General features: G+C 41.0%; 17 protein-coding genes and 1 pseudogene. 13 read left to right on the top strand and 5 right to left on the bottom strand.

The features are described 5' to 3' along the window. The first annotated feature begins 16 nt into the window (after positions 1-16). The 4 genes from D0S24_RS12045 to ctlX all read left to right on the top strand — a co-directional run bounded on the left by D0S24_RS12045 (position 17) and on the right by ctlX (position 5023). Positions 17-1558 (top strand): glycogen synthase, encoded by a 1542-nt coding sequence (locus D0S24_RS12045; RefSeq protein WP_117020107.1) that lies wholly within the window; start codon positions 17-19, stop codon positions 1556-1558. A 124-nt stretch (positions 1559-1682) separates the two neighbouring features. After that, positions 1683-2966 (top strand): citrate synthase, encoded by a 1284-nt coding sequence (locus D0S24_RS12040; RefSeq protein ID WP_117020106.1) that lies wholly within the window; start codon positions 1683-1685, stop codon positions 2964-2966. A gap of 101 nt (positions 2967-3067) precedes the next feature. Continuing rightward, positions 3068-3982, top strand: a complete 915-nt coding sequence (locus D0S24_RS12035; protein WP_117020253.1) for a dimethylarginine dimethylaminohydrolase family protein — start codon at positions 3068-3070, stop codon at positions 3980-3982. Between the two features lie 111 nt (positions 3983-4093). Next, the gene (gene ctlX, locus D0S24_RS12030; RefSeq protein WP_117020105.1) at positions 4094-5023 is read left to right on the top strand and encodes a citrulline utilization hydrolase CtlX; all 930 of its coding nucleotides are present in this window, start codon (positions 4094-4096) and stop codon (positions 5021-5023) included. 72 nt (positions 5024-5095) lie between these two features. Here the strand turns inward: ctlX and D0S24_RS12025 are convergent, their stop codons facing one another. Next, on the bottom strand, positions 5096-5521 hold the full coding sequence (locus D0S24_RS12025) for a hypothetical protein (protein ID WP_117020104.1): 426 nt from the start codon (positions 5519-5521) through the stop codon (positions 5096-5098). A gap of 162 nt (positions 5522-5683) precedes the next feature. On the opposite strand from D0S24_RS12025, the gene argS reads away from it, so the two are divergent. From argS to D0S24_RS12005, 4 genes are all read left to right on the top strand, one after another. Then, positions 5684-7468, top strand: coding sequence for an arginine--tRNA ligase (gene argS / locus D0S24_RS12020; protein ID WP_117020103.1), 1785 nt, complete (start codon positions 5684-5686; stop codon positions 7466-7468). Positions 7469-7629: 161 nt separating this feature from the next. Continuing rightward, a complete protein-coding gene (locus D0S24_RS12015; protein WP_117020102.1) occupies positions 7630-9915 on the top strand; it encodes a LamG domain-containing protein in 2286 nt (761 codons plus the stop codon). Between the two features lie 143 nt (positions 9916-10058). Beyond that, positions 10059-11327, top strand: a complete 1269-nt coding sequence (locus tag D0S24_RS12010) for a Gfo/Idh/MocA family oxidoreductase (RefSeq protein WP_117020101.1) — start codon at positions 10059-10061, stop codon at positions 11325-11327. Positions 11328-11347: 20 nt separating this feature from the next. Continuing rightward, positions 11348-14749: a DUF1080 domain-containing protein gene (locus D0S24_RS12005; protein WP_117020100.1), complete on the top strand. Its 3402-nt coding sequence runs from the start codon at positions 11348-11350 to the stop codon at positions 14747-14749. 121 nt (positions 14750-14870) lie between these two features. Here the strand turns inward: D0S24_RS12005 and D0S24_RS12000 are convergent, their stop codons facing one another. The 3 genes from D0S24_RS12000 to D0S24_RS11990 all read right to left on the bottom strand — a co-directional run bounded on the left by D0S24_RS12000 (position 14871) and on the right by D0S24_RS11990 (position 19081). Further along, positions 14871-17435: a carboxypeptidase-like regulatory domain-containing protein gene (locus tag D0S24_RS12000; protein ID WP_117020099.1), complete on the bottom strand. Its 2565-nt coding sequence runs from the start codon at positions 17433-17435 to the stop codon at positions 14871-14873. Continuing rightward, positions 17419-18327 carry a FecR family protein gene (locus D0S24_RS11995; RefSeq protein ID WP_117020098.1) on the bottom strand — a complete coding sequence of 303 codons (909 nt, stop codon included), beginning with the start codon at positions 18325-18327 and terminating at the stop codon, positions 17419-17421. The genes D0S24_RS12000 and D0S24_RS11995 overlap by 17 nt, the downstream gene beginning before the upstream one ends. A gap of 241 nt (positions 18328-18568) precedes the next feature. After that, positions 18569-19081: an RNA polymerase sigma factor gene (locus D0S24_RS11990; protein ID WP_117020097.1), complete on the bottom strand. Its 513-nt coding sequence runs from the start codon at positions 19079-19081 to the stop codon at positions 18569-18571. Between the two features lie 114 nt (positions 19082-19195). Here D0S24_RS11990 and D0S24_RS11985 point away from each other — a divergent pair, with 114 nt between their 5' ends. From D0S24_RS11985 to D0S24_RS11965, 5 genes and pseudogenes are all read left to right on the top strand, one after another. Further along, complete coding sequence (locus D0S24_RS11985) at positions 19196-20941, top strand: hypothetical protein (protein WP_117020096.1); 1746 nt, start codon at positions 19196-19198, stop codon at positions 20939-20941. A gap of 232 nt (positions 20942-21173) precedes the next feature. Continuing rightward, entirely contained in the window at positions 21174-22511 is a 1338-nt protein-coding gene (ffh, locus tag D0S24_RS11980; RefSeq protein ID WP_117020095.1) for a signal recognition particle protein, read from the top strand. A gap of 77 nt (positions 22512-22588) precedes the next feature. After that, positions 22589-22951, top strand: a pseudogene (locus tag D0S24_RS11975) (four helix bundle protein). A 38-nt stretch (positions 22952-22989) separates the two neighbouring features. Beyond that, complete coding sequence (locus D0S24_RS11970) at positions 22990-23880, top strand: bifunctional 5,10-methylenetetrahydrofolate dehydrogenase/5,10-methenyltetrahydrofolate cyclohydrolase (RefSeq protein ID WP_117020094.1); 891 nt, start codon at positions 22990-22992, stop codon at positions 23878-23880. Positions 23881-24263: 383 nt separating this feature from the next. Beyond that, positions 24264-25283, top strand: coding sequence for a PAS domain S-box protein (locus D0S24_RS11965; RefSeq protein ID WP_258922835.1), 1020 nt, complete (start codon positions 24264-24266; stop codon positions 25281-25283). Positions 25284-25451: 168 nt separating this feature from the next. Here the strand turns inward: D0S24_RS11965 and D0S24_RS21105 are convergent, their stop codons facing one another. After that, entirely contained in the window at positions 25452-25601 is a 150-nt protein-coding gene (locus tag D0S24_RS21105) for a hypothetical protein (RefSeq protein WP_181938079.1), read from the bottom strand. Positions 25602-25802: the final 201 nt, after the last annotated feature.

Raw genomic sequence — 25802 nt, 5'->3', positions numbered from 1 at the left:
CCAAACTCTAGATTATATGAATAACTTTCTATTTGTTGCTGCTGAGAATGACGGTATTCCAAAGTGTAAGGCCGGCGGAATGGGTGATGTGGTTAGGGATGTCCCTCGGCAGATTTCTGAAAGGGGCGACATGGCGCACGTAGTAGTGCCCTCATATTCAAGATTACATCAAAATGGAACCTTCATTACCAATCTTAATCTTAACCTGAGGGGAATGGTCTATGTTGCGGAGCTGTACGAGGTACCCCCAAAAAAGGAGTTTGTAAACCTACATCATTACGTAATACATCACCCTGAAATTACCGCTGGCGAAATAGGGCATATATACCACGACGATCCTGAAGAAGCTTTCTTTACGGATAATATTAAGTTCACCATTTTTTGTACCGCAGTGGCCGAAGCAATAAAGGTGGGCGCTTTTGGGGAATTGGATATTGTTCATATGCACGATTGGCATTCCAGCCTGGTCTTATTTTTAAAAACCTACCATCCGGAATATAAGGCCTTAAAGAAAATGCGCTATGTCTATACCATTCATAATTTAGCCATTCAAGGTATTCGTCCGTTTTATAACAATTACTCCTCACTGGGAAATTGGTTTCCCAATTTGTCCATAGATGAAAAGAAATTGATGGATTATAGGTATCAGGATTGCATTAACCTAATGGCCGTTGGTATCCGCTTGGCGGATGCCGTACATACCGTTTCCCCTTCATATAAGGAAGATGTTCTTAGGCCAAGCAATCCTCCCGAATTTATTGGGGGTGAAGGCTTGGAAATGGATTTACAGGAAGCAAACAATCAGGGAAGGTTGTTCGGGATTCTTAACGGCTCCAACTATAAAAATATTCGCGCTGCCGAAAAGGGATTGTTGTACAGGAATATTGTTAAGGCACTATTTAGGTGGCTACAGGAGGAATCCAAGAAATACAAGGCCGATTTTCTAGCCCATACAGGGGAAAAGGTGATGGAGTACGTTACCGAGAAGCCTAAATTCATTGTTTCCAGCGTAGCCCGTCTAACAGAACAGAAATTTTATTTTTTTAAGCGTTCACCTGAAGCGTTTGTGGAAGTATTGAACCGACTGAAAAAGGTAGATGGGATTTTTATGCTCTTGGGGACGGGTGCCCCGGAATATGAGGACCTATTTCGTCAACTGAGCTATGACCATAAAAACTTTATTTTTACTAACGGTCAATCCGAGGATTTGATCGATTCCATATATTTGGAAACCGACCTGTATTTTATGCCTAGTTTATTTGAACCTTGCGGCATTAGCCAAATGTTGGCGATGCGTAACGGCAATCCATGTTTGGTGCACAACACAGGTGGCTTGAGAGATACGGTGGAGCATATGAAAACCGGTTTTAGTTTCGATGGCAAGACCTATGATGATAAAATTAAAAATATGATCTTGGCATTGGATCAGGCCTTGGATGTATTTGTAAATGACAAGCCCAAGTGGAAGGAGATTCAGGATAACGCCAAAAAGATGAGGTTCACATGGGAAAAATCTGTAGATGATTACTACAAATATCTATATTCCATCAACCAATAGAAGAAAACAAATAAGGTTTAATGAATATTTCATAAATATTCATTAAATAACAAAATCTTCAATTGTTAACCTTGGGTGTTTTTAGTATTTTTACGATTAATCGATTAAAATAGGAATTTAAGAAATGGCGAATAACGCAACATTGGAATACAACGGAAAGAAATTTGAATTTCCGGTTATAGAAGGTACTGAAAATGAGTTGGCTATAGATATCAAAACAATGAGGGCCGATTCAGGAATGATAACGATAGACCCTGGGTTTAAGAATACAGGTTCCTGTGAGAGTGCCATTACTTTTCTGGATGGTGAAAAAGGGATTTTAAGATATCGTGGATATTCTATTGAGGAATTGGCGGAAAAGGCCGATTTCTTGGAAGTGGCCTATTTGTTGATTTTTGGAACATTGCCAAATCAAGGGCAATTGGATAAATTCCATCAGGATATAAAAGCGGAGTCCCATGTAGATGAGGAGATGAAGAAGATTTTGGACGGTTTTCCAAAATCTGCGCATCCAATGGGGGTACTATCCAGTTTAACCAGTGCCCTTATTGCCTTTAACCCAACCTCTGTAAACGTGTCCTCGGAAAAGGAAATGTATTGGGCCATTGTTAGGATCTTGGCCAAATTTCCCGTATTGGTGGCATGGACCTTGAGAAAAAAAAAGGGTTTACCGTTGGATTACGGGGACGACTCTTTAGGTTATGTGGAGAATATTCATAAAATGATGTTCAAAAAGCCTAACCAAGAATACAAAAAAAACAAGATCGTTATTGATGCCTTGGATAAATTATTGATCTTACATGCGGACCATGAGCAAAACTGTTCTACTTCAACCGTTCGTATTGTTGGGTCTTCCCATGCCGGACTGTTTGCTTCTATTTCTGCTGGTATATGTGCGCTTTGGGGACCACTGCACGGAGGGGCCAATCAGGCAGTTTTGGAAATGTTGGAGGCTATTGAGGCCGATGGGGGGGATACCAAAAAATATATGGCCAAGGCCAAGGACAAGAATGATCCTTTTCGTTTAATGGGCTTTGGGCACAGGGTATATAAGAATTTTGATCCTAGGGCAAAGATTATTAAACAGGCGGCAGATGAAGTTTTGGGAGATCTGGGCATAGACGATCCAATTCTGGATATTGCCAAGGGCTTGGCCAAAGAGGCCTTAGAAGATAAATATTTTGTGGACAGAAAACTATATCCCAACGTAGATTTTTACTCCGGAATAATATATAGGGCTTTGGGCATACCAACGGAAATGTTCACCGTTATGTTTGCTTTGGGGCGCCTACCGGGCTGGATTGCCCAATGGAGGGAAATGAGATTGAAAAATGAGCCTATTGGGAGACCACGACAGATCTACATAGGGGAAAAGAGCAGACCTTTTGTTCCCTTGGACAAGAGATAGGGATATAACAAATAATGAATGACTGCCCTATGTGTGAGATATACAAAGGGCAGTTTTTATTTATCAAAATTAGTATTTCTATCTTTGCCCAAAAAGCTGCCATGCTAAAGTTGAATGTACAGGATGAAACTTCAAGGTTAAGAGCAGTAGTTTTGGGAACTGCCGATAGCTGTGGGCCTATTCCAAGACCGGAAGAGGCCTATGATCCCAAGTCATTGGAACATATACTGGCCGGCACCTATCCAATAGAAGCTGATATGGTACGGGAAATGGACAGTTTTGCCCAGGTATTTGCCAAATATGATGTTGAGGTCTTTAGGCCTAAGGTCTTGAAGGATTGTAACCAAATATTTTCAAGGGATATTGCTTTTGTTATAGAAGATAAACTGGTGAAAGCGAATATTCTTCCGCATAGGGAAAAGGAATTTCAAGCCATTAAATATGTGCTTAATAAAATAGATGAGAATCAGATAATCTATCCCCCTAAGGAGGTTCATGTCGAGGGAGGCGATGTTATGCCATGGGGAGAGTATATTTTTATGGGAACTTATACGGGGGCGGACTACGCGGATTATATTACGGCCCGCACCAATAAGGAGGCGGTAAACTTTATTGCAAACCAATTCCCACATAAAAAGGTCAAGGCCTTTGAACTTAGGAAGTCGAACATAAATGCCCGGGAAAATGCCCTGCATTTGGATTGTTGTTTTCAGCCTGTTGGAAAAAATAAGGCTATTTTACATAAAAATGGATTTTTAAGGGAAGAGGAATATCAGTGGCTGTTGGATTATTTTGGAAACGACAATATATTCGAGATCGGGAAGGAGGAAATGTATAATATGGTGAGCAATGTTTTTTCCATATCCCCCAATGTAGTGGTATCTGAGCGTAATTTCACTAGATTGAACAACTGGTTGCGGGAACACGGTTTTACGGTCGAGGAAATATCCTATGCCGAGATTGCCAAACAAGAAGGCCTATTAAGGTGTAGCACCTTGCCCTTGGTAAGGGATTAATATATTTCTATTTTTTTGTTTTGGGCCGTACCGGGCAATAATTGAACTAATTTTGCATAAATAGATATCGGGAACATTCTGTAACATCCAAGTTGAAAAGTGGCTAATAAAATGCAAATTACCAATACTATCTTAATGGTGCGCCCAGTGAATTTTCGAATGAACGAGCAAACCGCAATAAACAACTTTTTTCAGGAGGACCTGGATTTAAAAAACCAGGTGATAAATTTGAAGGCTCAGGAGGAGTTTGATGCCTTTGTACAGGTATTAAGGGAAAAGGGAGTAAATGTTATCGTTGTAGAGGATAGGAAGGATTGGGATACCCCGGATTCCATATTTCCCAATAATTGGGTTTCCTTCCATGCCGATGGAACAGTGGGACTTTATCCAATGTTCGCAGAGAATAGAAGAAACGAACGCAGGGAAGATATTCTTGCACTCTTGGAGCAGCGGGGATTTGTCATAGAGAATGTAATGGACTATACCTCTGCCGAGGAGGAAGGCTTCTTTTTGGAAGGTACCGGAAGTGTTGTATTGGATAGGGTAAATGAAAAGGCCTATTGTGCCCTTTCCGACAGGGCGGATGAGGATTTGTTTATAGAATTTTGTGAAGATTTTGAATATACCCCTGTCGTATTCACGGCCAATCAATCCGTATCGGGAGCGCGAAAACCTATTTATCATACCAATGTAATGATGTGTGTGGCAGAAACTTTTGCCGTTATCTGTTTGGATTCCATTGACGATAAAAAGGAAAGAAAGCATGTAGTGGGCCATTTAAAACAAGATGGAAAAGAGATTATAACCATTTCTGAAAAGCAAATGCACCAATTTGCTGGGAACATGCTACAGGTACTGGGAATGGGTGAAAAGCGATATTTGGTAATGGGCACGGCGGCTTACAATAGTTTAAGACCTCAACAGATTGAGGCCTTAGAGAAACATTCTGAGATTATCCATAGCTCTTTGGATACCATTGAAACCTGTGGCGGTGGAAGTGCCCGGTGCATGATGGCAGAGGTGTTCCTGCCCAAGAATTGATTGTTTTATTAACGAAAGGAGAGATTAGGGCTAAAGTTTTTGGTCATCTTTTGGCATTTTTGTCAAGACCTATTATATGTCCTCTATATTGGTAGGGGCATTGTCCGCCCTATGGCCCAATAATTTTGTAAAAAATTTCTGAACGGCCTTGGTGTCAGATTTTATTTTGATGAAATACTGGTCCCTATAAATAGTATATAGGCCGAAATCAGTTTTGTAGAGGGTAAATTTGTAGTAAGGAACAACCAGGCCAAAGGTTTCCAATAGGGCCCTAAAGCGAATTATGATCCCTTTTGGACGCAATTCTATTGTGCAGGTGTTGATGTTGTTGTCCAAGATCAATAAATTCTGAATTTCAATGCTACTATCAACAATGTATAATTTGGGTGATCCAATTCCGTCCAAGGCCATACGTTCCCGTAAGGTGAATGGTCTTCCTACGGCTTCGTCCAATTTTTTTGTAATTTCTTTATTGTTATAGGAGACGTTCAGTAACATAAACTTTAAGGATATCCGGATAAAATCAACACTTCGGGCTACTTCGAACCATTTAAGATCATAAAGTTAAAAAAATCCTCCATCTTTATGGCCTACTTGTCCCGAACAATAGGGGGGAAGAATAAAAATTACGTAATTTTGCAGCCGTAAACGCCGAAATTAATGAACATTCAAGAAGTCCTTTTACAAAAGGTAAAGGAGGCCGTTACCTCTATTTTTAAAGTTGAATTGCCAACAGTAGAATTTCAACCTACACGTAAAGATTTTGAAGGCGATATCACTGTGGTTATTTTTCCCATGTTGCGATTTGTTAAGGGGAATCCGGCGCAAATAGGGGAACAAATAGGACAGTTCCTAAAGGATGAAGTGAGAGAGGTGGCCAATTTCAATGTGGTCAAAGGATTTTTGAATATTACCATAGGCAATGCATATTACCTCGATTTTTTTGAAGCGATAAGGAATCTTCAAGGTTTTGGCTTTGTTTCCCAAAGTACCAAGGAGGCCATAATGGTGGAATATTCCTCGCCCAATACCAATAAGCCGCTGCATTTGGGCCATGTTCGAAACAATTTGTTGGGATATTCCGTAGCTGAAATCTTAAAAGCTTCAGGAAAGAAGGTCTATAAGACCCAGATCATTAACGATAGGGGAATACACATTTGCAAAAGTATGCTGGCCTGGCAACGCTTTGGCAATGGGGAAACACCCCAAAGTACCGGACTTAAGGGGGATAAATTAGTGGGAAATTATTACGTTGCCTTTGATAAGGCCTATAAGACAGAAATTGCTACAATGGTTTCTGTGGGGATAGATGAAAAAGTAGCGGAAAAAGAGGCACCTATTTTATTGGAAGCTCAAGAAATGCTCAGAAAATGGGAGGCCGGGGATGAAGAGGTGGTAGGTTTATGGAAGACAATGAACCAATGGGTATATGATGGTTTTGAGATCACCTACAAAAACATGGGGGTCGATTTTGATCAAATGTATTACGAGAGCGATACTTATTTGTTGGGAAAGGACTTTGTGGAGGACGGATTGCGTAGGGGAGTCTTTTTTAAAAAGGAAGATGGTAGTGTTTGGATAGACCTAACGGGCGAGGGGCTGGATGAAAAAATTGTACTCCGTTCGGATGGTACCGCTGTATATATGACCCAGGATATCGGTACGGCCATACAAAGGGTAAAGGATAACCCCGATGTAGGGGGAATGGTCTATACCGTTGGAAATGAACAGGATTACCACTTTAAAGTACTGTTCCTTATATTACAGAAGCTCGGTTTTTCTTGGGCGGAAAAACTGTATCACCTAAGTTATGGTATGGTAGACCTGCCCAGTGGGAAAATGAAGAGCAGGGAAGGTACCGTAGTGGATGCCGATGAATTAATGGATGATATGACCCAAACTGCGGCCGATATTTCGGAAGAATTGGGCAAGCTGGAAGATTACTCCCAAGAGGGGAAACAAGAGCTGTATAAAATGATAGGTCTGGGAGCCTTAAAGTATTATATTCTAAAGGTAGATCCCAAAAAGAGAATTTTGTTCAATCCGGAAGAATCCGTAGATTTTCAAGGAAATACCGGACCTTTTATCCAATATACCTATGCCAGGATCCAATCAATTTTGAGAAAGGCGGCAGAATTGGAACAAAACTTGGACAGCCCGCAAAAATTGACCAACTTACATGTTAAAGAGAAAGAGTTGTTAAAGCAATTGCAGTTGTACCCGGAAACCATCCAATTGGCGGCCGATAACTATAGTCCGGCCCTTGTAGCCAATTACACCTATGAATTGGTGAAGGAATTCAATTCTTTTTATCAAAATGTTTCCATATTGGGGGAGCAGGATCAGAACAAAAAAATATTTAGGGTCCAATTGGCAAAAAAGGTAGGGGAGGTTATAAAATCGGCCTTTGGACTTTTGGGAATACAGGTGCCGGATAGGATGTAAGCATGTCTACCCTTACCAATGGGGCAATATTTCCATTGAGTTAATTTCATTGCATATTAGTTTAGTTATTCTTATTAAATTGCGTAGTTGATAGAAATGCCTTAAATGGGATTATTACGTAAATATTGCTAAGAAGAATTCCTTTTTCCAAACTTTGTTGGTTGTTCCTGCTTCTATTTCTGGAAGTGGGGACAGCCCAGGAATACCAGCTCCTGTCGGATGGGGATAAATGGAATATACGTCTGCATTCCCATATTTTAATAGATATTGATCAAATTACAGCTAACAATTTACCTGTTCTTCTTGGAGGTGAAACTTCCATAGCCCTTTATATTTCGAATTATAAGGAAGTTTATGATACTATTTTGCGGCAATTCGTTAAAAAAAATGATTCGCTCATCCTAGTGACCGATAGTCCTTTTGCCAAAGATTATTTATCCCGATCCTGGGTTCCATTGCTAGCGAAGCAAAACCTGGAGACTTTATCATTGGGCGTTCAGTTCGTCAATAAAGACCTCCCAGTGTTTGAGACCGGCAAGGAGATGGGGGCAGTGATGGTGCTGGAAAAAGAATTTTTAAAAGATAGTATTTTTGTGGATATTTGGAGCCGTTCCGGAAAAATGCCCAATTTTATTCAAATTGAGCCCGAATGGTTTCCTTTGGCAGATAGCCTCGTCTATGGCCTTAATAAGAAAAACAAGGTATTTGGAACGGTAAGGTCCAAAGGTGGATTATTGAATGGGGTAAGCTTCAAAAACCATAGGAACCTTATTGTCAACGGACATTTTAGTCTTCCAATAGATCCAACTGAGAGTTCGCCGGTATTTATTCCCCACAAGGCCGGGTATTATTTCTCTCCCGACATTATTTTTACTACCCCCGAAAACAGAGGTAATCTTAAAGAGTTTGTCGGTTTTCCCTTGGATATCCAATACGGTCTAACAGACTATTTTACTTTTGGAACGGACATTAAGAATGTGTCTAGAAAAAATGATAAGGAACTAATAGTCAATAATGTAAAAATTAAAGAAGACAAGGCTCATGGAAAGGTGGGGTATTTTGATGATGGGGCCTATGTGGATGCCGGATTGGACAGTAGAACGGCCCTGGAGGGAAGTTTTACCATAATGGCTTGGGTAAAGCCTACCGTCCTAACCAGTAACAACAGTATACTGGGGAAAGGGGATAATTTTGTCCTTAAGCTGCACGAAGGCTTATTGACTTTTACCATGGCCGGTGTTAAGGACTATATATCCCAGACGTCACCGGTACCATTAAATGAATGGACCCATGTGGCTCTGGTGCATTCCAAGGTGAACAACGAACTATTATTTTTTGTAAATGGGGTACAGACCGATAAGATAAAGCTCATTGAGGATTATGATACGTCCGACTATAATGTTGTTATAGGCAGTAATTTGTGGCAAGAATTTTTTAAGGGATACTTGACAAATATTAAAATTTGGAAACGGGAACTTAATGCTCATGAAATTGCCAGGGAATACCAAAAAATAGAAGTAAACGATGCTGCTATCCCATCCCTTTTTGTGATAATAGCAATAGCCATTGCTACATTTTTTCTAATTTTATTGGCGTTCCAGTATTGGAAGAAAAGAGTAATTAAGACCAAACTATCTCCTAAATTGGAGGATCCGGTAAAAATGAATTCCAACAAGGAGCAAAAGAGCGTAATGAATGTCACTGAAAAAATACTTTGTTTTGGATCTTTGCGTATTATTAATTCTGAGGGTATCGATATTGCCAAGAAACTGTCGCCAAAGTTAAAACAGCTGTTTGTTATTGTCCTGCTGCATAGTACCAAGGACAAGGATGGAATTAGTACCAAAAAGCTTACCGAGGCTCTTTGGCCTGGAATGGGCCTAAAGAATTCAAAAAATACCAGAGGGACCAATATACAAAATCTTAGGACCATTTTATCCGAAGCCAAAGGGATGCATTTAATATTTCGGGAAAAAAGTTGGTTTTTGGAAATAGGAAAAAATTGTTTTTTCGATTATCAGGTTGTTTTAAATTATTTGAACGATTTGGGTAGGAGCAATGTAACCGTTCCCTATTTGGAAGAACAATTGCCACAATTGTTCTCTATCTTGAAAGCTGATCGTTTTTTTGTAAATATGAGCAACTCGTGGTTGGATCCCATTGTTGAAAATATCAGCAATAAAATCATAGAATTCTGTTATGATATTTCCAAAAAATTGGACTTGGATAACCATAGTGCTTTATTGTACGATCTGGCATCCGTGATGTATTTATACGATGATCTAAATGAACATGCCCTGAAAATTAAATTGCAAATTCTTATTGGACAGGGAAAATTAAGTTTGGCACATACTGCCTATGACAATTTTGCCAAGCTTTATGAAAAGATTTATGGGGAGATATATACCGTGAAATTTGAGGATATGGTAGGGAATAACCTATTATAGAACCTGTCTGCGAAAAAAATATTTGCATAATCTGCTCTTTTTCAATTTCATTACCCCAAATATTACCCCTTTTTTTACGCATTACCGATTTTCTTTGTGGGTTTATATGTTGAAATTTCAAATAATTAATAGAATAAGTATAGATGGAGAAAAAATCAACCAGCCGTAGGGATTTTGTTAGAAAGTCGCTTGTGGCAGCTGCAGGGATCAGTATAATTCCTAGACATGTCATGGGAGGAGTCAATTTTATTCCGCCCAGCGATCAATTGACCAAGGCCGTAATAGGTGTTGGAGGCATGGGCCAGGGACATTTGGATTATGAAGGAACCAAGCTTTTGGCCATTTGCGATGCCGATGCCAATCACCTATCCAGCACCCTTCAAAAAGTGGGGGGCAGTGTAAAGGGATACCGTGATTTTAGGGAAGTTTTGCAGCGACCGGATGTAGATATTGTGCATATTGCCACTCCTCCGCACTGGCATGGGCTTATGTCCATTATGGCAGCAGAGGCAGGAAAGGATGTTTGGTGCGAAAAGCCAATGACGAGGACCATGGGCGAAGGCAAGAAAGTAGTGGAGGCCATGCAGCAGCACGGCAAGATGTTTCGTTTAAATACCTGGTTCCGGTTCAAAGACAATTTTTACGGGATGGGTACCCCGGTAAAAAAGTTGAAGAAGGTGGTGGATAGCGGAGCCCTTGGATGGCCCTTAAAGGTTACCATTAGCGGAATCACCGGATTTAATTGGAAATTCTATTGGGTGGGCAAAGAAAATTTAGCCCCTCAGCCTGTGCCTGCGGAGTTGGACTATAATATGTGGTTGGGACCGGCCCCGGAAAAACCTTATCATCCGCACAGGGTGCACGGTACCTTTAGGGGGTATTGGGATTATGATGGCGGAGGATTGGGCGATATGGGACAGCATTATATAGATCCGGTTCAATACTTTTTAGGAAAGGACAATACTAGTCCTATTAAAGTGGAGGTGGATGCACCCCAGCAACACTATGATGCCATAGGTACTTGGAGAAGAATCACCTATACCTATGCCGATGGTTGCCAAATTATCCTGGATGGAGAAAATAGGGATAAGGATGCTGCTTATATTGAGGGGCCCAATGGGAAAATATATAACGGATTTAAATCTACCATCCCCAATATAGAAGGGCTGATCAATAGTATTGCGGACCCGGAGGAGCAGATTACCGTATTCTCGGAATCGGTAAGGACCAGACAGAAATTTGCATTGAACGAAGAGAACGGCCACCGTTCCGCTACCGTTGTGAACATGGGAATAATCGCTTTGAGATTGGGGCGTACATTGGAGTTTGATCCGGTAAAACAGGAATTTATCAATGATGCGGAAGCCAATAGATTAATAGATCAACCAATGAGGTCCGCTTGGGCCTATTAACCAAATACTAGAATCATAACATGAATACATTACATAAAAAAATAGGTGTGCTGATGCTATTTTTGGGCACACTTGCCATTAGTGCACAGGACAATAGAACCTTGGATACCAAGGTGGCCGATATTTTGATGCAATTGCCAACGGAAGACCTGGAGCATTCGGATCGCTTGATGCAGGAAATAATGGACCTGGACCAGAATGGAATCCTAAAAATTACGGATAAGCTTGTTCCCCTTGGGAGCGGGGACGATACCCGGGCCAGATATGCCATTCAGAGTGTGGCCATATACAGTGGTGGGAAACTACCCAAAATTGAGAACGGGCTAGTTGAAAACACCTTCATAACAGCACTGGAGTCGGCCACCAACAATGAGGTTAAAACCTTTTTAATGGATCGGCTAATTTACGTTGGGACCAATGTGAGTGTTCCGGTCTTGACCAAGTACCTGTCCAACAACGATCTTTTTAAGCCTGCATTGGCCGCGTTAACGGCCATAGGTACCACCGATGCTTCCTTGGCCATTTTGGAAGCTACGGAAGATGGGGATGTAGAAAAACAGGCCGCTTTTATAGAGGCTTTGGCAGCCTTGCAATTTGCTCCGGCCGAAGAGGTATTGAAAGCCAAGGTAAACTCATCCTCAAAAATCGTTCAACAAAGGGCCTTGATGGCACTGGCCGAAATAGGCAGTCCAAGTTCTTACGAGGTATTGGAAAATGCCGTTGGGAACTCCGATTATAGATTGGATGACACTAAGAGTATCTTGGCCTTTATTCTTTATGGCAATAGGTTGCAAAAGAAGGGTAACAAAAATTTAAGTAGTAATGTGGCCAAGGCTTTGCTTAAAAATTGTAGGATGGAGGACCAATTACACTATCGCTCGGCGGGAATCCATTTATTAAGCGACAACGAAGGCACTGCCTTTACCAAGACTTTGTTGAAGGAATCCAAGAACAGCAACAAGAATTACGTTGGGGCCGTATTGGATGCCGCCGGTTCCGATCTTTCTCCCACTGAGGTTGCCCTTTGGACAAAACAGTATGGGAAATCATCGGATGTAGTTAAACCACTTATCATTAGAATGCTGGCAAAGAGCAGGGAAGCTGTTGTTTTTGAAAAGGTAATTTTGAAGGCGGTGGAAGACAAGGATGCCCTTGTGCGTGAGGCTGGAATAAAATCCTTGTCCTATCAGGATAAGAACAAGGCTTTGCCGGTATTGTTCAACAGCTTTAAATTGGCTGCTTCCCCTGAAGAATTTATTGCCATTGAGGAAACCTTATTGCGATTGGTGGATGCCAAGGACAGTGGGTTGCTGGCCGGGCAATTGGCCAAGGTTGATGGGGCCGGCATGGAAGTATTGGTAAATGTTCTGGCGGCAAGGAATGCCACCGATCAATTTGAAACTTTGGTAGGGTATATCGATGCTGGTAGCGAAAATGTTACCGATGCGGTATATAGGGCATTGCCGTCCATTTCATCGGACAAGGATTTTTCCACATTATTGAATCTATTGAACGGGACCGATAAGTTGGAAAATATAAAAAATGCACAGTTGGCCATATTAAATATATTGGATGATGGTAACGGCAAATATGCGGATACTGTGTTCAAGGAATATAAAGCGGCGTCGGACAAGGCAAAATTGTTGCCCGTATTGGCTTCCTTAAGCAACCAGGAGGCGTTGGAATTGGTAGCCCAAAGATTGGATACAGGTAATGATAATGAGAAAATGATTGCCTTGGATGCCATGTCCAGCTGGAAAAATAACAATGCCCTGCCATATTTGTTTAAATCGGCCACTGCTAGTACCGATGATGCCATAAGGAAAAATGCATTTGCCAACTATCTTGCCAAGGTAAGACAATCCGATTATCCTAATGATCAAAAGTTGCTGTTGGTAAGGAAATTGATGCCGGAGGCCAAAACCCTCGCCGAAAAGAAACAGGTGCTTTCTGCTACGGGGAACATAAAGACCTTTCTTGCCCTGATCTTTGTTTCGGAGTATTTAAAGGATAGGGAGCTTTTGACAACCGCATCCAATGTAGCTATTGCCATTGCCTTGCCAACCCCCGGTAAGCAGGACGGTTTAAGTGGAGAAGTCGTTAGGGATATCGTCTCCAAAAGTGTCGATAACCTTACCGGCCCCGATAGTCAATATATTAAAATTGATGTTAGGGAGTTTTTGGAAAAAATGCCTACTGACAAAGGCTTTGTCCCGATCTTTAATGGAAAGGACTTCACAGGATGGGAAGGATTGGTGCAAAACCCAATTGCACGTTCCAAAATGTCCGCAAGAAAATTGGCGGCCGAACAGGCCAAGGCCAATGAACAAATGATGAAGGATTGGTATATAGAAAACGGGGTTATCGGTTTTAGAGGGGAAGGATACAATAATATCTGTACGGTAAAGGATTATGGCGATTTTGAAATGTTGGTAGATTGGAAGATTACCAATGGTGGCGACAGTGGTATTTATTTGAGGGGAACCCCACAAGTACAAATCTGGGATATTGCAAGAGTTGATGCCGGTGCCCAAGTGGGCTCGGGCGGATTGTACAATAATCAGAAGCATGAGAGCAAGCCGCTACAAGTGGCGGACAACCCTATTGATGAATGGAATACCTTTAGGATCAAAATGGTGGGCGAACGCGTTACCGTACATTTAAATGGTGTATTGGTTACGGATAATGTGGTCTTGGAGAACTATTGGGATCGCAAACAGGCCATTTTTGCAAAGGAGGCCATTGAACTACAGGCACATGGTGAGGACTTGGGCTTTAGGAACGTTTATGTAAGGGAAATTGGTTCTGGGGATGATCAGTTGACGGAAGCGGAAAGGAAGGAAGGTTTTAAATCCTTGTTGAATGGAAAGGACCTGGATCACTGGATCGGAAATAAGACCGATTATGTCATGGAAAACAATGAGCTTTTGGTGCGCCCAAAGAGAGGGGGACACGGTAATTTGTTTACGGCCGAGGAATATTCCGATTTCATTTTTAGATTTGATTTTAAATTGACCCCGGGTGCCAATAACGGTTTAGGTATCCATGCGCCATTGGAAGGGGATGCTGCCTATGAAGGCAAGGAATTGCAGATATTGGACGATACGGCCGAGATTTATGCCAATTTGCAACCCTATCAATATCACGGTTCTGTTTATGGAATAATGGCTGCCAAAAGAGGGGCCCTAAACCCGGTAGGGGAGTGGAATTCACAAGAAGTAATCGTTAAGGGGAATCATATCAAAATAACCTTAAATGGCATTGTCATAGTGGATGGGGATTGGAAAGAAGCGTCAAAGAACGGGACGGCGGACCATAAGGAACACCCAGGTCTTGAAAGGAATACAGGGCATATTGGTTTCTTGGGGCATGGTGCCGAACTGGCCTTTAGAAATATTAGAATCAAGGATTTGAGCAAATAATTTGATCAATTACTTATATACCGGAAGTTTTGGATAGGTGCTATTCCAAAGCTTCCGGTTTTTTTATGTAATATAACCAAGCTGCCCATTACTTATTTTTATTGCAAAGGAATGAAGTAAATTAAAAGCTCAAACGAAAACTAAAGTTTGGGGTAATGCCCAGGGAAACCCTTTCTATAGTTTCAATTTCGTTTTGTTCATTTATTCTGTAATAGATGTTCAGGATATTTTTTTTGTTCAGTAGGTTAAGTACGGAAGCACCTACAGAAGATCTTATACCTTGGCCCATTTTGAAGTTGTAGATAAACGAAGCATCTGCCCTTAGGTAGGCAGGGAGTCTGCTGCTGTTGGGTTCCATGTAGTTGATTTGGTTGGGGAATATGTTTTGGATTATAGCATTGTTGCCCTCCTGTGGCTTGGTATACGGTCTTCCCGTGTGGTAATTGGCCCCAAGGCCCATTCTGAAACTCTTATAAGTATAGGTGCCCGCAAAGGTCAGGGTGTGCCTAATGTCCAAATTGTTGGGGAATTGTTGGGGCGTTATATTCTCAAAAGTGTAATTGTTGGTGTTATATGCGTAACTGAGCCATGTGCTATAGGTGGCAGTTTTTTTATTGATCAGGAATTCGATTCCCGATACATCGTACTTCCCTATTTCACCGTTAAATTGATCTTGGTTTTGAAATCCCTGGGTAGTCGTGCTTATACCATCCACCTTTTTATAGAATCCTTCCACACCAACATAGAGCGTATTTTTATCATAGTTTAGTCCAAGCGAAATTTGTTTACTTTTTGTAATGGGCAATACGTCGTTGTCCGAAAGCATCCACCGCCTTTTCTCTATCCCTAGAAAATTTTGTTCCAGATCTATTATTTGGTTGGTGGTCTGACTTTTAAATTCGCCCAGTAGTTCGGCCTTGATCCTATCGGTGATAGCATAATTTATGTTTAATCTAGGTTCTAGGATAACTTCTTCAAAGGTTTTAAAGGTCTTGAGGTTTTTAATATAATTCAATCTAAGTCCGCCTCTGGCATGGAATTTTTCATTCTTCGACCTATAATCCAACTCGGAAAATAAGGAATGGGTCATTATTACCCCTTTTATATTGCTTTTAAAGGAAGGTTGGCTAACTTGTGTAAAGTTGGTTATGCCCACCTCATTAAGTTGATATCCGTTCAGCCAACCAAGATTTTGGCCCAAGTGGTAATAGGTGTTTAACTTTATTGCCTTTTCCAAAACCTGATTGCTCTGAAAAAGCTGCTGGGATGGTGAAGGAATGTTTTGGGAATCCAAATTGTAACGGGTGTAATATAGGTTTAAATGGGTACTCCATCTGGGCGTCCATTTACTTTCCAAACTTCCCCCAAAGGATAGATTGGTCTGGTCCAATAAACTTTTGGCAGTGCCATCCCCAGTTTTTTCAGTGTATTTAAGGTGGTTGTTGGTATTGATGAAACTTAGTCTGGCCTTTTGATTTTCATTGATGTCGTAAAGCAATTTTCCGGTAAAATCATAGAAATAAAAATCTTCGTCCCTCACCGTGTTCTCGGGATTGGGGGAGTTTTCATTTTCCTTGACCTCACTATCCTGGAAAACTTTGTCAAAAAACCGATTGTAAGTTGGGGTATTTATAAAATCGGTGGTAGATCGCCTTCCGGAAAACTGAACGGAAATTTTCTTGGACAGGGGCAGCTGTCCAAAAACATCGCCACTTAATAGATTAAATCCAGCCCCTCCAACCAACGAATCACTGATCTTGTTTCTGGTATTGATATTTATTACACTGCTCACTCCATCGCCATATTGTACACTGGTCCCATTTTTTATGATGTTCACATTTTCGATCAAATAGGGATTAAAGGCAGAGATCAAACCAAAAAAATGTCCGGAGTGGTACATTTTTATTCCATCCCACAGAACCAAATTTTGGTCGTTGGTACCTCCCCTAACATTAATATCGGATACCGTCTCATCCACACTTTTAATGCCGGGCAATGCCTGTATGGTCTGTAGTATATCGGGTTCTATGAGACCGGGTAAAATTCCAAATTTATCCGTATTGAGCTCAATGCTGGCATCCGGTTCTTTGGTGATGCCAGTGGTAAGAAATTGATAAACAACTACTTCATCCAATTGTTGGTAATTTGGAGACAATAGGATAGTCTTGCAGCTATTGTTGGCCGCCAATTCTTCCGCACTTAAATACTTGGTCTTAAAACCAAGGTGTTTGATCGCGATATTGGCATTCCTGGGTACCTTCGTTATTTGGAACTGTCCTTTCATATCAGTTACTTGGGATATATTGCTGCCCAAAACCTCTACGGTAGCATTCACGATGGTACTGTTCTCAAAATTGTCCACCACATTGGCGCAGATATCCACGAACTTGCTTTTGGACAAGGCAAAATAACGGTCGTTGAGCTGGGTAATGTCCAGCAGTGTCTGTTTGCGGAGTTCTTCCAGTATTAGGGGCAAGGAGTTGGTGCTGGGAATAGAGAACCGCAGCTGTCCCAGGTCCTGATCTACATAGGAGAACTTAATGTTGAACTCGCGTTCCAGTTCCTCCAAATAGCCAATGAGGTTTACTTTTTGTGTGCTATTTTCTTGTGCCCGGTTGGGATTGGGGGCCAAAAGAAAAAAGTATAGGATAAAATGAAATACAATGTATTTATGGTGTTTCAGCATAGAATAGCACTTTATTCCCCTCTAATTTAAACTTGATCTGAGAAGGAGTACTTATACTTTGCAACGCTAATTCCTTGTCGGTATTGCTAAAGGATCCTGTAAATAATTGATCGGTATCTATATTTTCGGTAGCGACCTCAATATTAAATTGTCTTTGAAATTCATCCAAAACAAATTTCAAGGGAATACTCTTAAAGCTACTTTCATTCCTAATCCAAGATGGTTCCTTTGTGTTTGGGATTGCCAAAGCCTGTAATTGCCCATTTATTACGACCAAAGAATTACCAGCGGGAAGTTTTATTTCTTTTTTATTGTAGACCACACTTACCAGCCCCTCATAGCAGGCAACCTCAAAAAAGTCTTTTCTGTTTTCTACATTAAATTGCGTGCCCAAAACGCTAACGGTTCCATGCGCGGTCGTTACTGTAAAACGCTTACCCTTGGCAACCTTGAAATATGCTTCCCCTTCTAGTGCTATATCCCTTTTTTTGGCCCAATTCTTTTTGCTGTACGAAATGTGGGAATCGGCATTTAGTTGAACCTCCGACGCATCCGGTAGTACTATCTCGGTCCTTTCTGCATATTGTGTACTTATTTTTTCGTTCAGACTTCCATAGTATAAAAAGGAGGCAATAAAAAGTAGGGCTACTGCAGCAGCAATACCCAAGTATTTCTTGTAAGGATTAAGTTTAATTACTTTGCCCTTAGTGCCAATTTTGTGTTTGTTGAGGTCTTCCCATGCCTTGGCCATATCAAAATCAGGCGCTTCCAAATTATCGGTAGCTTCCCGAAGTTTTAAATACGGGGCATACTCTTTGGACTCCTTAAATTTGGCCAACTCCTCTTCCGTGAGTTCATTGTTGAGCCATTTTGCCAAATAATTTTCCTGCATGGTTTCCAGCTTTATTTAGGTATAACAATCAATAAATGAAATACCCTACTTTTAGATCAATAATTTATATTGGTATTAAGAAATGGGTATTTAGTATTTAGAGTTTGGCTTTCAGCATAAATTGAAAATTCCATAAGCTTGATCTGGATAAATAATAATTTATAAATCATATTAGAGGCCAATAGTGCTCCACTAATTTCCCAATACTCAATACTAATCTCTCCATACTCTATTCTCCCTTTTATATTCCTTCGATCCGTTCCCTGAGCGATTTGAGGGCAAGGTGCATTCTTTTTTCAATGGCTTTTACACTTACACCTTCCATATCCGCAATTTCCGCATATTTCTTCCCGTCTATCCTATTTAATAAAAAAGTGGTACGTTGGTTTTCCGGCAAAGCGGCCAATGCCCGTTCCAATTTTTCCTTATATTCCTGTTCTTCCAATATAAATTCCGGGGACTCATGGACCACTGCATTGGTATCCGGGGCATATTTTAATCTTACTTTTTCGGCTTTTAGAACGTTCAGGTACAAATTGTTGGCAACGGTATATACATAGGACTTCGCCTTGTCTGGAGCAACCTTGGAACAGTTTTCCCATAATTTTATAAATGCTTCCTGTACAACATCATACGCTTTTTCTTCATTGCCAAACTTATAATATATATAGTTGAAGACCGTTTTGGAATAGGTGCTGAAGATGGAAGCGTAAACGTCATCATTACATATATGTTCTTCTTTGATAGCTTTCAAGCCTGCTTGTCTTTAGTTTTTTCAAAGATATTTTAAAAAAAGCGAAAAACAGGGTAGGGTTTTTTAAAAGTGGGTTGTTTTAGGGATATACGAACAAATAAAAACCAAATCGTTATGAAAAAGTTTATGTCTTATTTAATGTTCTCGAGCCTACTTCTTGCGGCATTAAGTTTTACCTCCTGTCAGGAAGAATTTGAAGAATTACCGGGTGAGGACGATCAGGAGGCCATATTGGCAAGTTCCAGTACGGCACAATTAATAAAAAGGACTTCATCCAAAGATGGATCCTATGATAATATAGTGGATGGGGCCAGTTGTTTTGCCATCAATTTTCCTTATGTGGTAAAGGTAAATGGGCTAGAGGTCAATATAGATGCCAAAGAAGACCTAAAGTTGATAAAGCAGCTGTTTAATGAGGTAGAGATAGATGATGATATCTTGGAAATCATATTTCCCATACAGGTAACCTTGTCGGATTATACCGAAATAACCATAAATAACAAGGAGCAACTCCGTCAAAAGGTCGAGGAATGTATTGAAAGGGGGGATGACGATGATATTTCATGTATAGATTTTGTGTACCCAATAGTAGTGTATTCCTTTAATATCGATCTACAGCAAACCGGTAATGTAACTGTAGAAAATGATATGCAATTAAGACGTTATTTTGCGGAGCGTGGTGATGATGACCTGCTTAGTTTTGATTTTCCCATTACCTTGAAGTTATATGATGATACCCAAGTTAGTGTAAGTAATAATGCCGAATTGGCCAATGCCATTGAAACTGCAAAAAGTGAATGTGACGATGATGACGATGATGAGCTTACCCAGGAGCGTCTGCAAGAATATCTTGTTGCCTGTCCGTGGTTGGTGAATGAGGTAATAAGGGCCAATGTAAACAGCACCGATCAGTATTTTGACTATGTGATGAATTTTACCGAAGACGGAAATGTAGTTATGAAGGATAGGGGAGGTAATAGTTTAATGGGGACTTGGAGTACTGGGATTGGAGAAAATAGGCTATTGTTGAAACTAGAGTTTGAAGCTTTGGTAGATTTCACCCTAGAATGGCCGGTGTATGATCTTGGAGATGGTAAAATTAAGCTGTATGCCGGGGAAGGAGAGAAGATAATAATGAAAAAGGCGTGTAATATCATAGATAACACCCCGGATACCTTGAGGGAAATTTTGGGGGAGTGTAGCTGGGTCATTAAAAAGGTTGAAGTAAATGATGAGGAATTGGATCGGCTTTTGGGATACGGGTTTAATTTTCAGGCCGAGGGAGTGGTTACCCTAAGCAATGAATCCAATGTTTCCGAAGGAACATGGGCCATTACTACCAATGCCCAAGGACGTTTGGTCATGGCCATTACCATGGGCGATGAACCAGGGGTCAGTTTTGAATGGTTGTTATCCGATCTTAAGGACAAACGCCTAAAGTTTAATATAGAGGATGAGCACTACGAACTTATTCTGGAAAGAGTGTGCGATGACAATGCCGATGACGGGGATGTTGCCGAGATCAGAAATATTATGATGGGCGGCGAATGGATAGTGGCGAATTATTCGGATGATGAGGTTGATGAAACCGAGAATTATGATCCCTATACTTTTGCTTTCCAAGCCGGATTGCTACTACAAGCTACCACAGGGGAAGCCGAACCTTCATATCCGGGATTATGGAGAATAATCAGGGATAGCGAAGGGGAGTTGAAGTTCTATCTAAATTTTGGTTTGACGGAGTCTTTGGCCGATCTGAGCGATGATTGGAAGATAGTTTCCATCGATGCCGATAGATTGGAACTTAAGGATATAAGTAGCGACGGAAGCATGGATATCCTAGTCTTCGAAAAGAAGTAAAAATTTTGCCCCAATTTTTGGAAAAGGGTGACTTCTTTTGGAAGTTGCCCTTTTTTTACTCGATAATCGAGATTTAAATGCGCTGACGCTTGCGTCGAAATCAAACTTGAATTTCCTTTAAATGCTTCGTGGGCTTGCCCCGAGGTAGTTTACTTTTATATTTTTCCTCCCACGCTTCACACTTACGGTAGTTATTCTTAAATTTGCGCTTTCCTGATAATAAAGTAAGACTATGTTTGATAATTTAAGTGAAAAGTTGGATAAGGCGTTGCATGTTCTAAAAGGACATGGACAAATTACAGAGATCAATGTTGCGGAAACCTTAAAGGAGGTGCGTAGGGCACTTTTGGATGCAGATGTCAACTTTAAAATTGCCAAGGAGTTTACCAATAAGGTGAAGGAAAAGGCACTGGGGCAGGATGTATTGACCTCCCTTCAGCCAGGCCAGTTAATGGTAAAATTGGTAAAGGACGAACTTACCGAGCTTATGGGCGGAGACGCAGAGGGCATCAATTTGTCAGGTACGCCTTCGGTAATCCTAATGTCCGGTCTGCAGGGTTCCGGTAAAACTACCTTTTCAGGAAAATTGGCCAATTATCTTAAGACCAAAAAGGCCAAAAAACCATTGTTGGTGGCCTGTGACGTATATCGGCCTGCAGCTATAGACCAACTTCATGTTGTTGGGGAGCAGATCGGTGTCGAGGTTTTTTCGGATAGGGGAAATAATGATCCCGTTGCCATATCAAAAGCAGGTATTGCCCACGCCAAGGCAAATGGTTTTAACGTAGTTATTATAGATACGGCAGGTCGTTTGGCTGTGGATGAGCAAATGATGAAAGAAATTGCCGATATCCATAAAGCCGTTCAGCCCCAGGAAACCCTGTTTGTGGTGGATTCCATGACCGGTCAGGATGCTGTTAACACGGCCAAATCATTTAACGAGGTTCTTAATTTTGATGGGGTCATATTAACAAAACTGGATGGGGATACCCGTGGTGGAGCCGCTATCTCGATTAAATCGGTCGTAAACAAACCCATTAAGTTTATAGGTACCGGGGAAAAGATGGATGCCATAGATGTCTTCTATCCTTCCCGTATGGCCGAAAGGATCCTGGGTATGGGAGATGTAGTGTCTTTGGTGGAAAGGGCCCAGGAACAGTTTGATGAAGAGGAGGCCAGAAAAATCCAGAAGAAGATAGCCAAGAACAAATTTGGTTTTGATGATTTTTTGAGCCAGATACAACAGATTAAAAAGATGGGCAGCCTTAAGGATCTTATGGGAATGATCCCAGGTGCGGGAAAGGCGTTAAAAGGTTTGGATATTGATGATGACGCCTTTAAGCATATAGAGGCCATTATACATTCCATGACTCCGGATGAAAGATCTACCCCTGCAAAATTGAACGCTAGCAGAAAAAAGAGAATAGCCAAGGGCAGTGGTACCAGCATTCAGGAAATAAATCAATTGTTGAAGCAGTTTGATCAAATGGGCAAGATGATGAAGATGATGCAGGGCGGCGGCGGTAAAAAGATGATGCAGATGATGGGGGCCATGAAGGGGATGAAGTAAGGTTCTCTTGAATGAGTTGACAGTTTTCAGTGACAGTTGGCAGTAAATTTCAAAAAGCTCTATAGCTAAATAAAGGCATGGGATATAGAAAATTATTGGCCTATCAAAAAGGATTTAAGCTGGCGATGGATATTTTTGAAGTGTCAAAATCCTTTCCTTAAGATGAGACCTATGCTTTGACAGACCAGATTAGAAGGTCTTCCCGTTCTGTTTGTGCCAATATTTCTGAAGCCTATAGAAAAAGGAGATATGAAAAGCATTTTATCAGCAAGTTGACAGATGCCGATAGTGAAAATTCGGAAACTCAGGTTTGGTTGGAATTTGCCGAATCTTGCAAGTATATATCAGCGGATGACAAACGGGACCTTATTGAAGGAAGTTTGGAAATAGGAAGATTATTACAATTCATGATTAACAACCCGGGCAAGTTTGCTGTGTAAAGGACTGCCAACTGCCACTGGGAACTGAATACTAAAAAATGGAAATACTAGACGGTAAAAAAGTGTCAAATCAAATTAAGGAGGAAATAGCGGCCGAAGTGGCCAAAATGCGGGAGCGAGGAGAAAAAGTGCCCCATTTGGCCGCGGTCATTGTTGGAAGCGACGGTGCCAGTCTTACCTATGTTGGGAGCAAGGTAAAGTCTTGTGAGCGGGTAGGATTCGAATCTACCTTGGTACAGTTGCCCAGTACCACTTCGGAACAGGAGTTGTTGAACAAGATCGAGGAACTTAACCAAGATGATGATATTGACGGGTTTATTGTGCAACTGCCCTTGCCGGAGCAGATCAATACACAGCGTGTACTGTTGGCGGTAGACCCCGACAAGGATGTAGACGGATTTCATCCTACCAATTTTGGAAAAATGGCGCTGGATATGAGCACTTTCATTCCTGCCACCCCTTTTGGTATATTGGAACTCTTGGAAAGGTATAAGGTAGAGACCAAAGGTAAACATACCGTGGTTATTGGCCGTAGTCATATAGTAGGGAGGCCCATGAGTATACTGATGGGGAGGAAGGGATGGCCCGGCAATTCTACGGTTACTTTGACCCATAGCCATACCAAGAATATTACCCAGATAATCTCGCAGGCCGATATTGTGATTTCTGCCCTCGGGGTACCCAATTTCTTAAAAGCCGAAATGGTGAAGGATGATGCAGTAATCATCGATGTGGGTATTACAAGAGTGGCCGACGACACCAAGGAAAAAGGGTATTATATTACCGGGGATGTTGATTTTGAAAATGTAAGCAAGAAGGCTTCATATATTACTCCGGTTCCAGGAGGTGTGGGCCCAATGACCATTGCCATGTTGTTAAAAAATACCCTGCTGGCCAGGGAAAGGCATAGAAGTCAAAAAAGACCGTAGTTTATTTAACCTCTGGTCTTTTGGTTTTATCCAGATCCCTGCCAGCTGCATAAATAAGTAGTTTTTTGAGTATGTTTTACGAATATGCCTAGGCCTGGTCTTGGGAAGGACAAGTGGAAGTACTCATTTTTTCGTTAAAAAACCCTTATATTACCATTGAACTCATCTTGACTTTTTGTTTTGAACCGAAAAGTTATGCTTTTGTATCCTAATGAAGGATTTTTAGAGCAGCATAGCAGCGCTACGGTGAGAGAAAAAGACAAAATTAGGGTGCAAAATGATGATTTTGCAGGTAATAGAAAAAGTCAAGATAAGTTCATTATCTTAGGAGCAATATGCAGGAAACTACAAGCCTTAGTCTAGACCCTTTTTTTAATCTTTCCATGGATTTATTATGTATAGCCGGTTATGATGGCTATTTCAAAAAAGTAAATCCCGCTTTGGTTAAACTTTTGGGTTATTCGGAAGAGGAATTATTCTCTAGGCCCATTAGGGAATTTATTTATGTGGAAGATAGGGATCTAACGGCTAGGTACAGGGAAAATTTGAAAAATAATGTACCCTTAGTAAATTATGAGAATAGATATGTCTGTAAATCAGGGGAAATCATTTGGTTGCATTGGACCTCAATCCCCTTGGAAGATGAAGAATTGGTATACGCGATAGCCAAAAATATTACCCACAAAAAGAAATTGGAGAAAGAGCGTATAGACTACCTAATAAGCTTGGTAGATAAAAACCAAGAGTTGAAACAGCTCAATTATACCACCTCCCATGATTTAAGGGCTCCCGTAAATAATCTACTATCCATATTTGAGGTTCTGGATTTTAGTAAAATTGATGATAACGAAATATTGGAGACCCTGAATTATATGAAGAAGGCCACGGAGGGCCTCAATAAATCCCTAAATACGTATGTGGACCTATTAAGCAAGAAAGAAGGCTCGGATCTTGAGTTGGAAGAGGTAGATTTTGAATGGGTCCTAAATCATGTAAAATCGTCCATCGGTTCCCTATTGATCAATGCCAATGTAACCTTTAAGGTCGATTTTTCCACCTTAAAGGGCGTAAGGCATAATGTGAACTATATGGAAAGTATTTTTCTTAACCTGATAACCAATTCCATAAAATATGGAATGCCAAATACACCACCTGTTATTTTCATAACATCAAGAATTTTAAAAGGTAGGAAACAGTTGATATATACGGACAACGGATTAGGTTTTGATATGGAAAAAGTAGGGGACAAAATCTTTGGATTAAATAAAAAATTCCACAATAACGGTGATAGTAAAGGGGTTGGGCTATATTTGGTGTACAATCATATTACAAGCCTAGGGGGTAAAATTTCTGTGGATAGTGAGGTGGATAAGGGTACTACCTTTACCATTAGCTTTGCATAATAAGCTATAAGCCATAGGCAATGGGCAAATCCGTTTTTTGGCCAACTGCTTACAACATATAGCCTATTGCATACTGCCAACATGTCATCCAGTCCTTGTCAAGGAATTCAATGCCTTTCCAAAACTCCTGCTTACCGGCAAGTGTGTAATTTTATTGCATAGTTTGGTCTAAACAACCGGTTCTTGTAACATTTGCTCGGTTTTGGCAGTGTCCGCTGGGGTAAGGACATCAATTTTTTCCTCATCTTCGTCGTTGGTGCAGCTGCCGATGCTAAGGAGGCAAAACAGAAATGTGGCCAATAGGATTATTTTTTTCATATGTAGTTATTTATTGTCCGCCCGTGCCGTTACGGATGGGTTTTTTAGCGGTCATACCTGCCCGACTACATCGTTCCCGTCCGTACCGGAACGGGCGGACAGGCGGGTGTAATTCGCATATCTTCATTTGAGTTTGCCCGCCAGAATGAATCTTTCGGGCTGGCGACCAAATTTTGGTCACGCTCATTTCATGAGTTTAGA

The organism is Arenibacter sp. P308M17, from assembly GCF_003426735.1.
Classification (GTDB): Bacteria; Bacteroidota; Bacteroidia; order Flavobacteriales; family Flavobacteriaceae; genus Arenibacter.
This window is presented reverse-complemented; position numbering and strand designations above follow the sequence as displayed.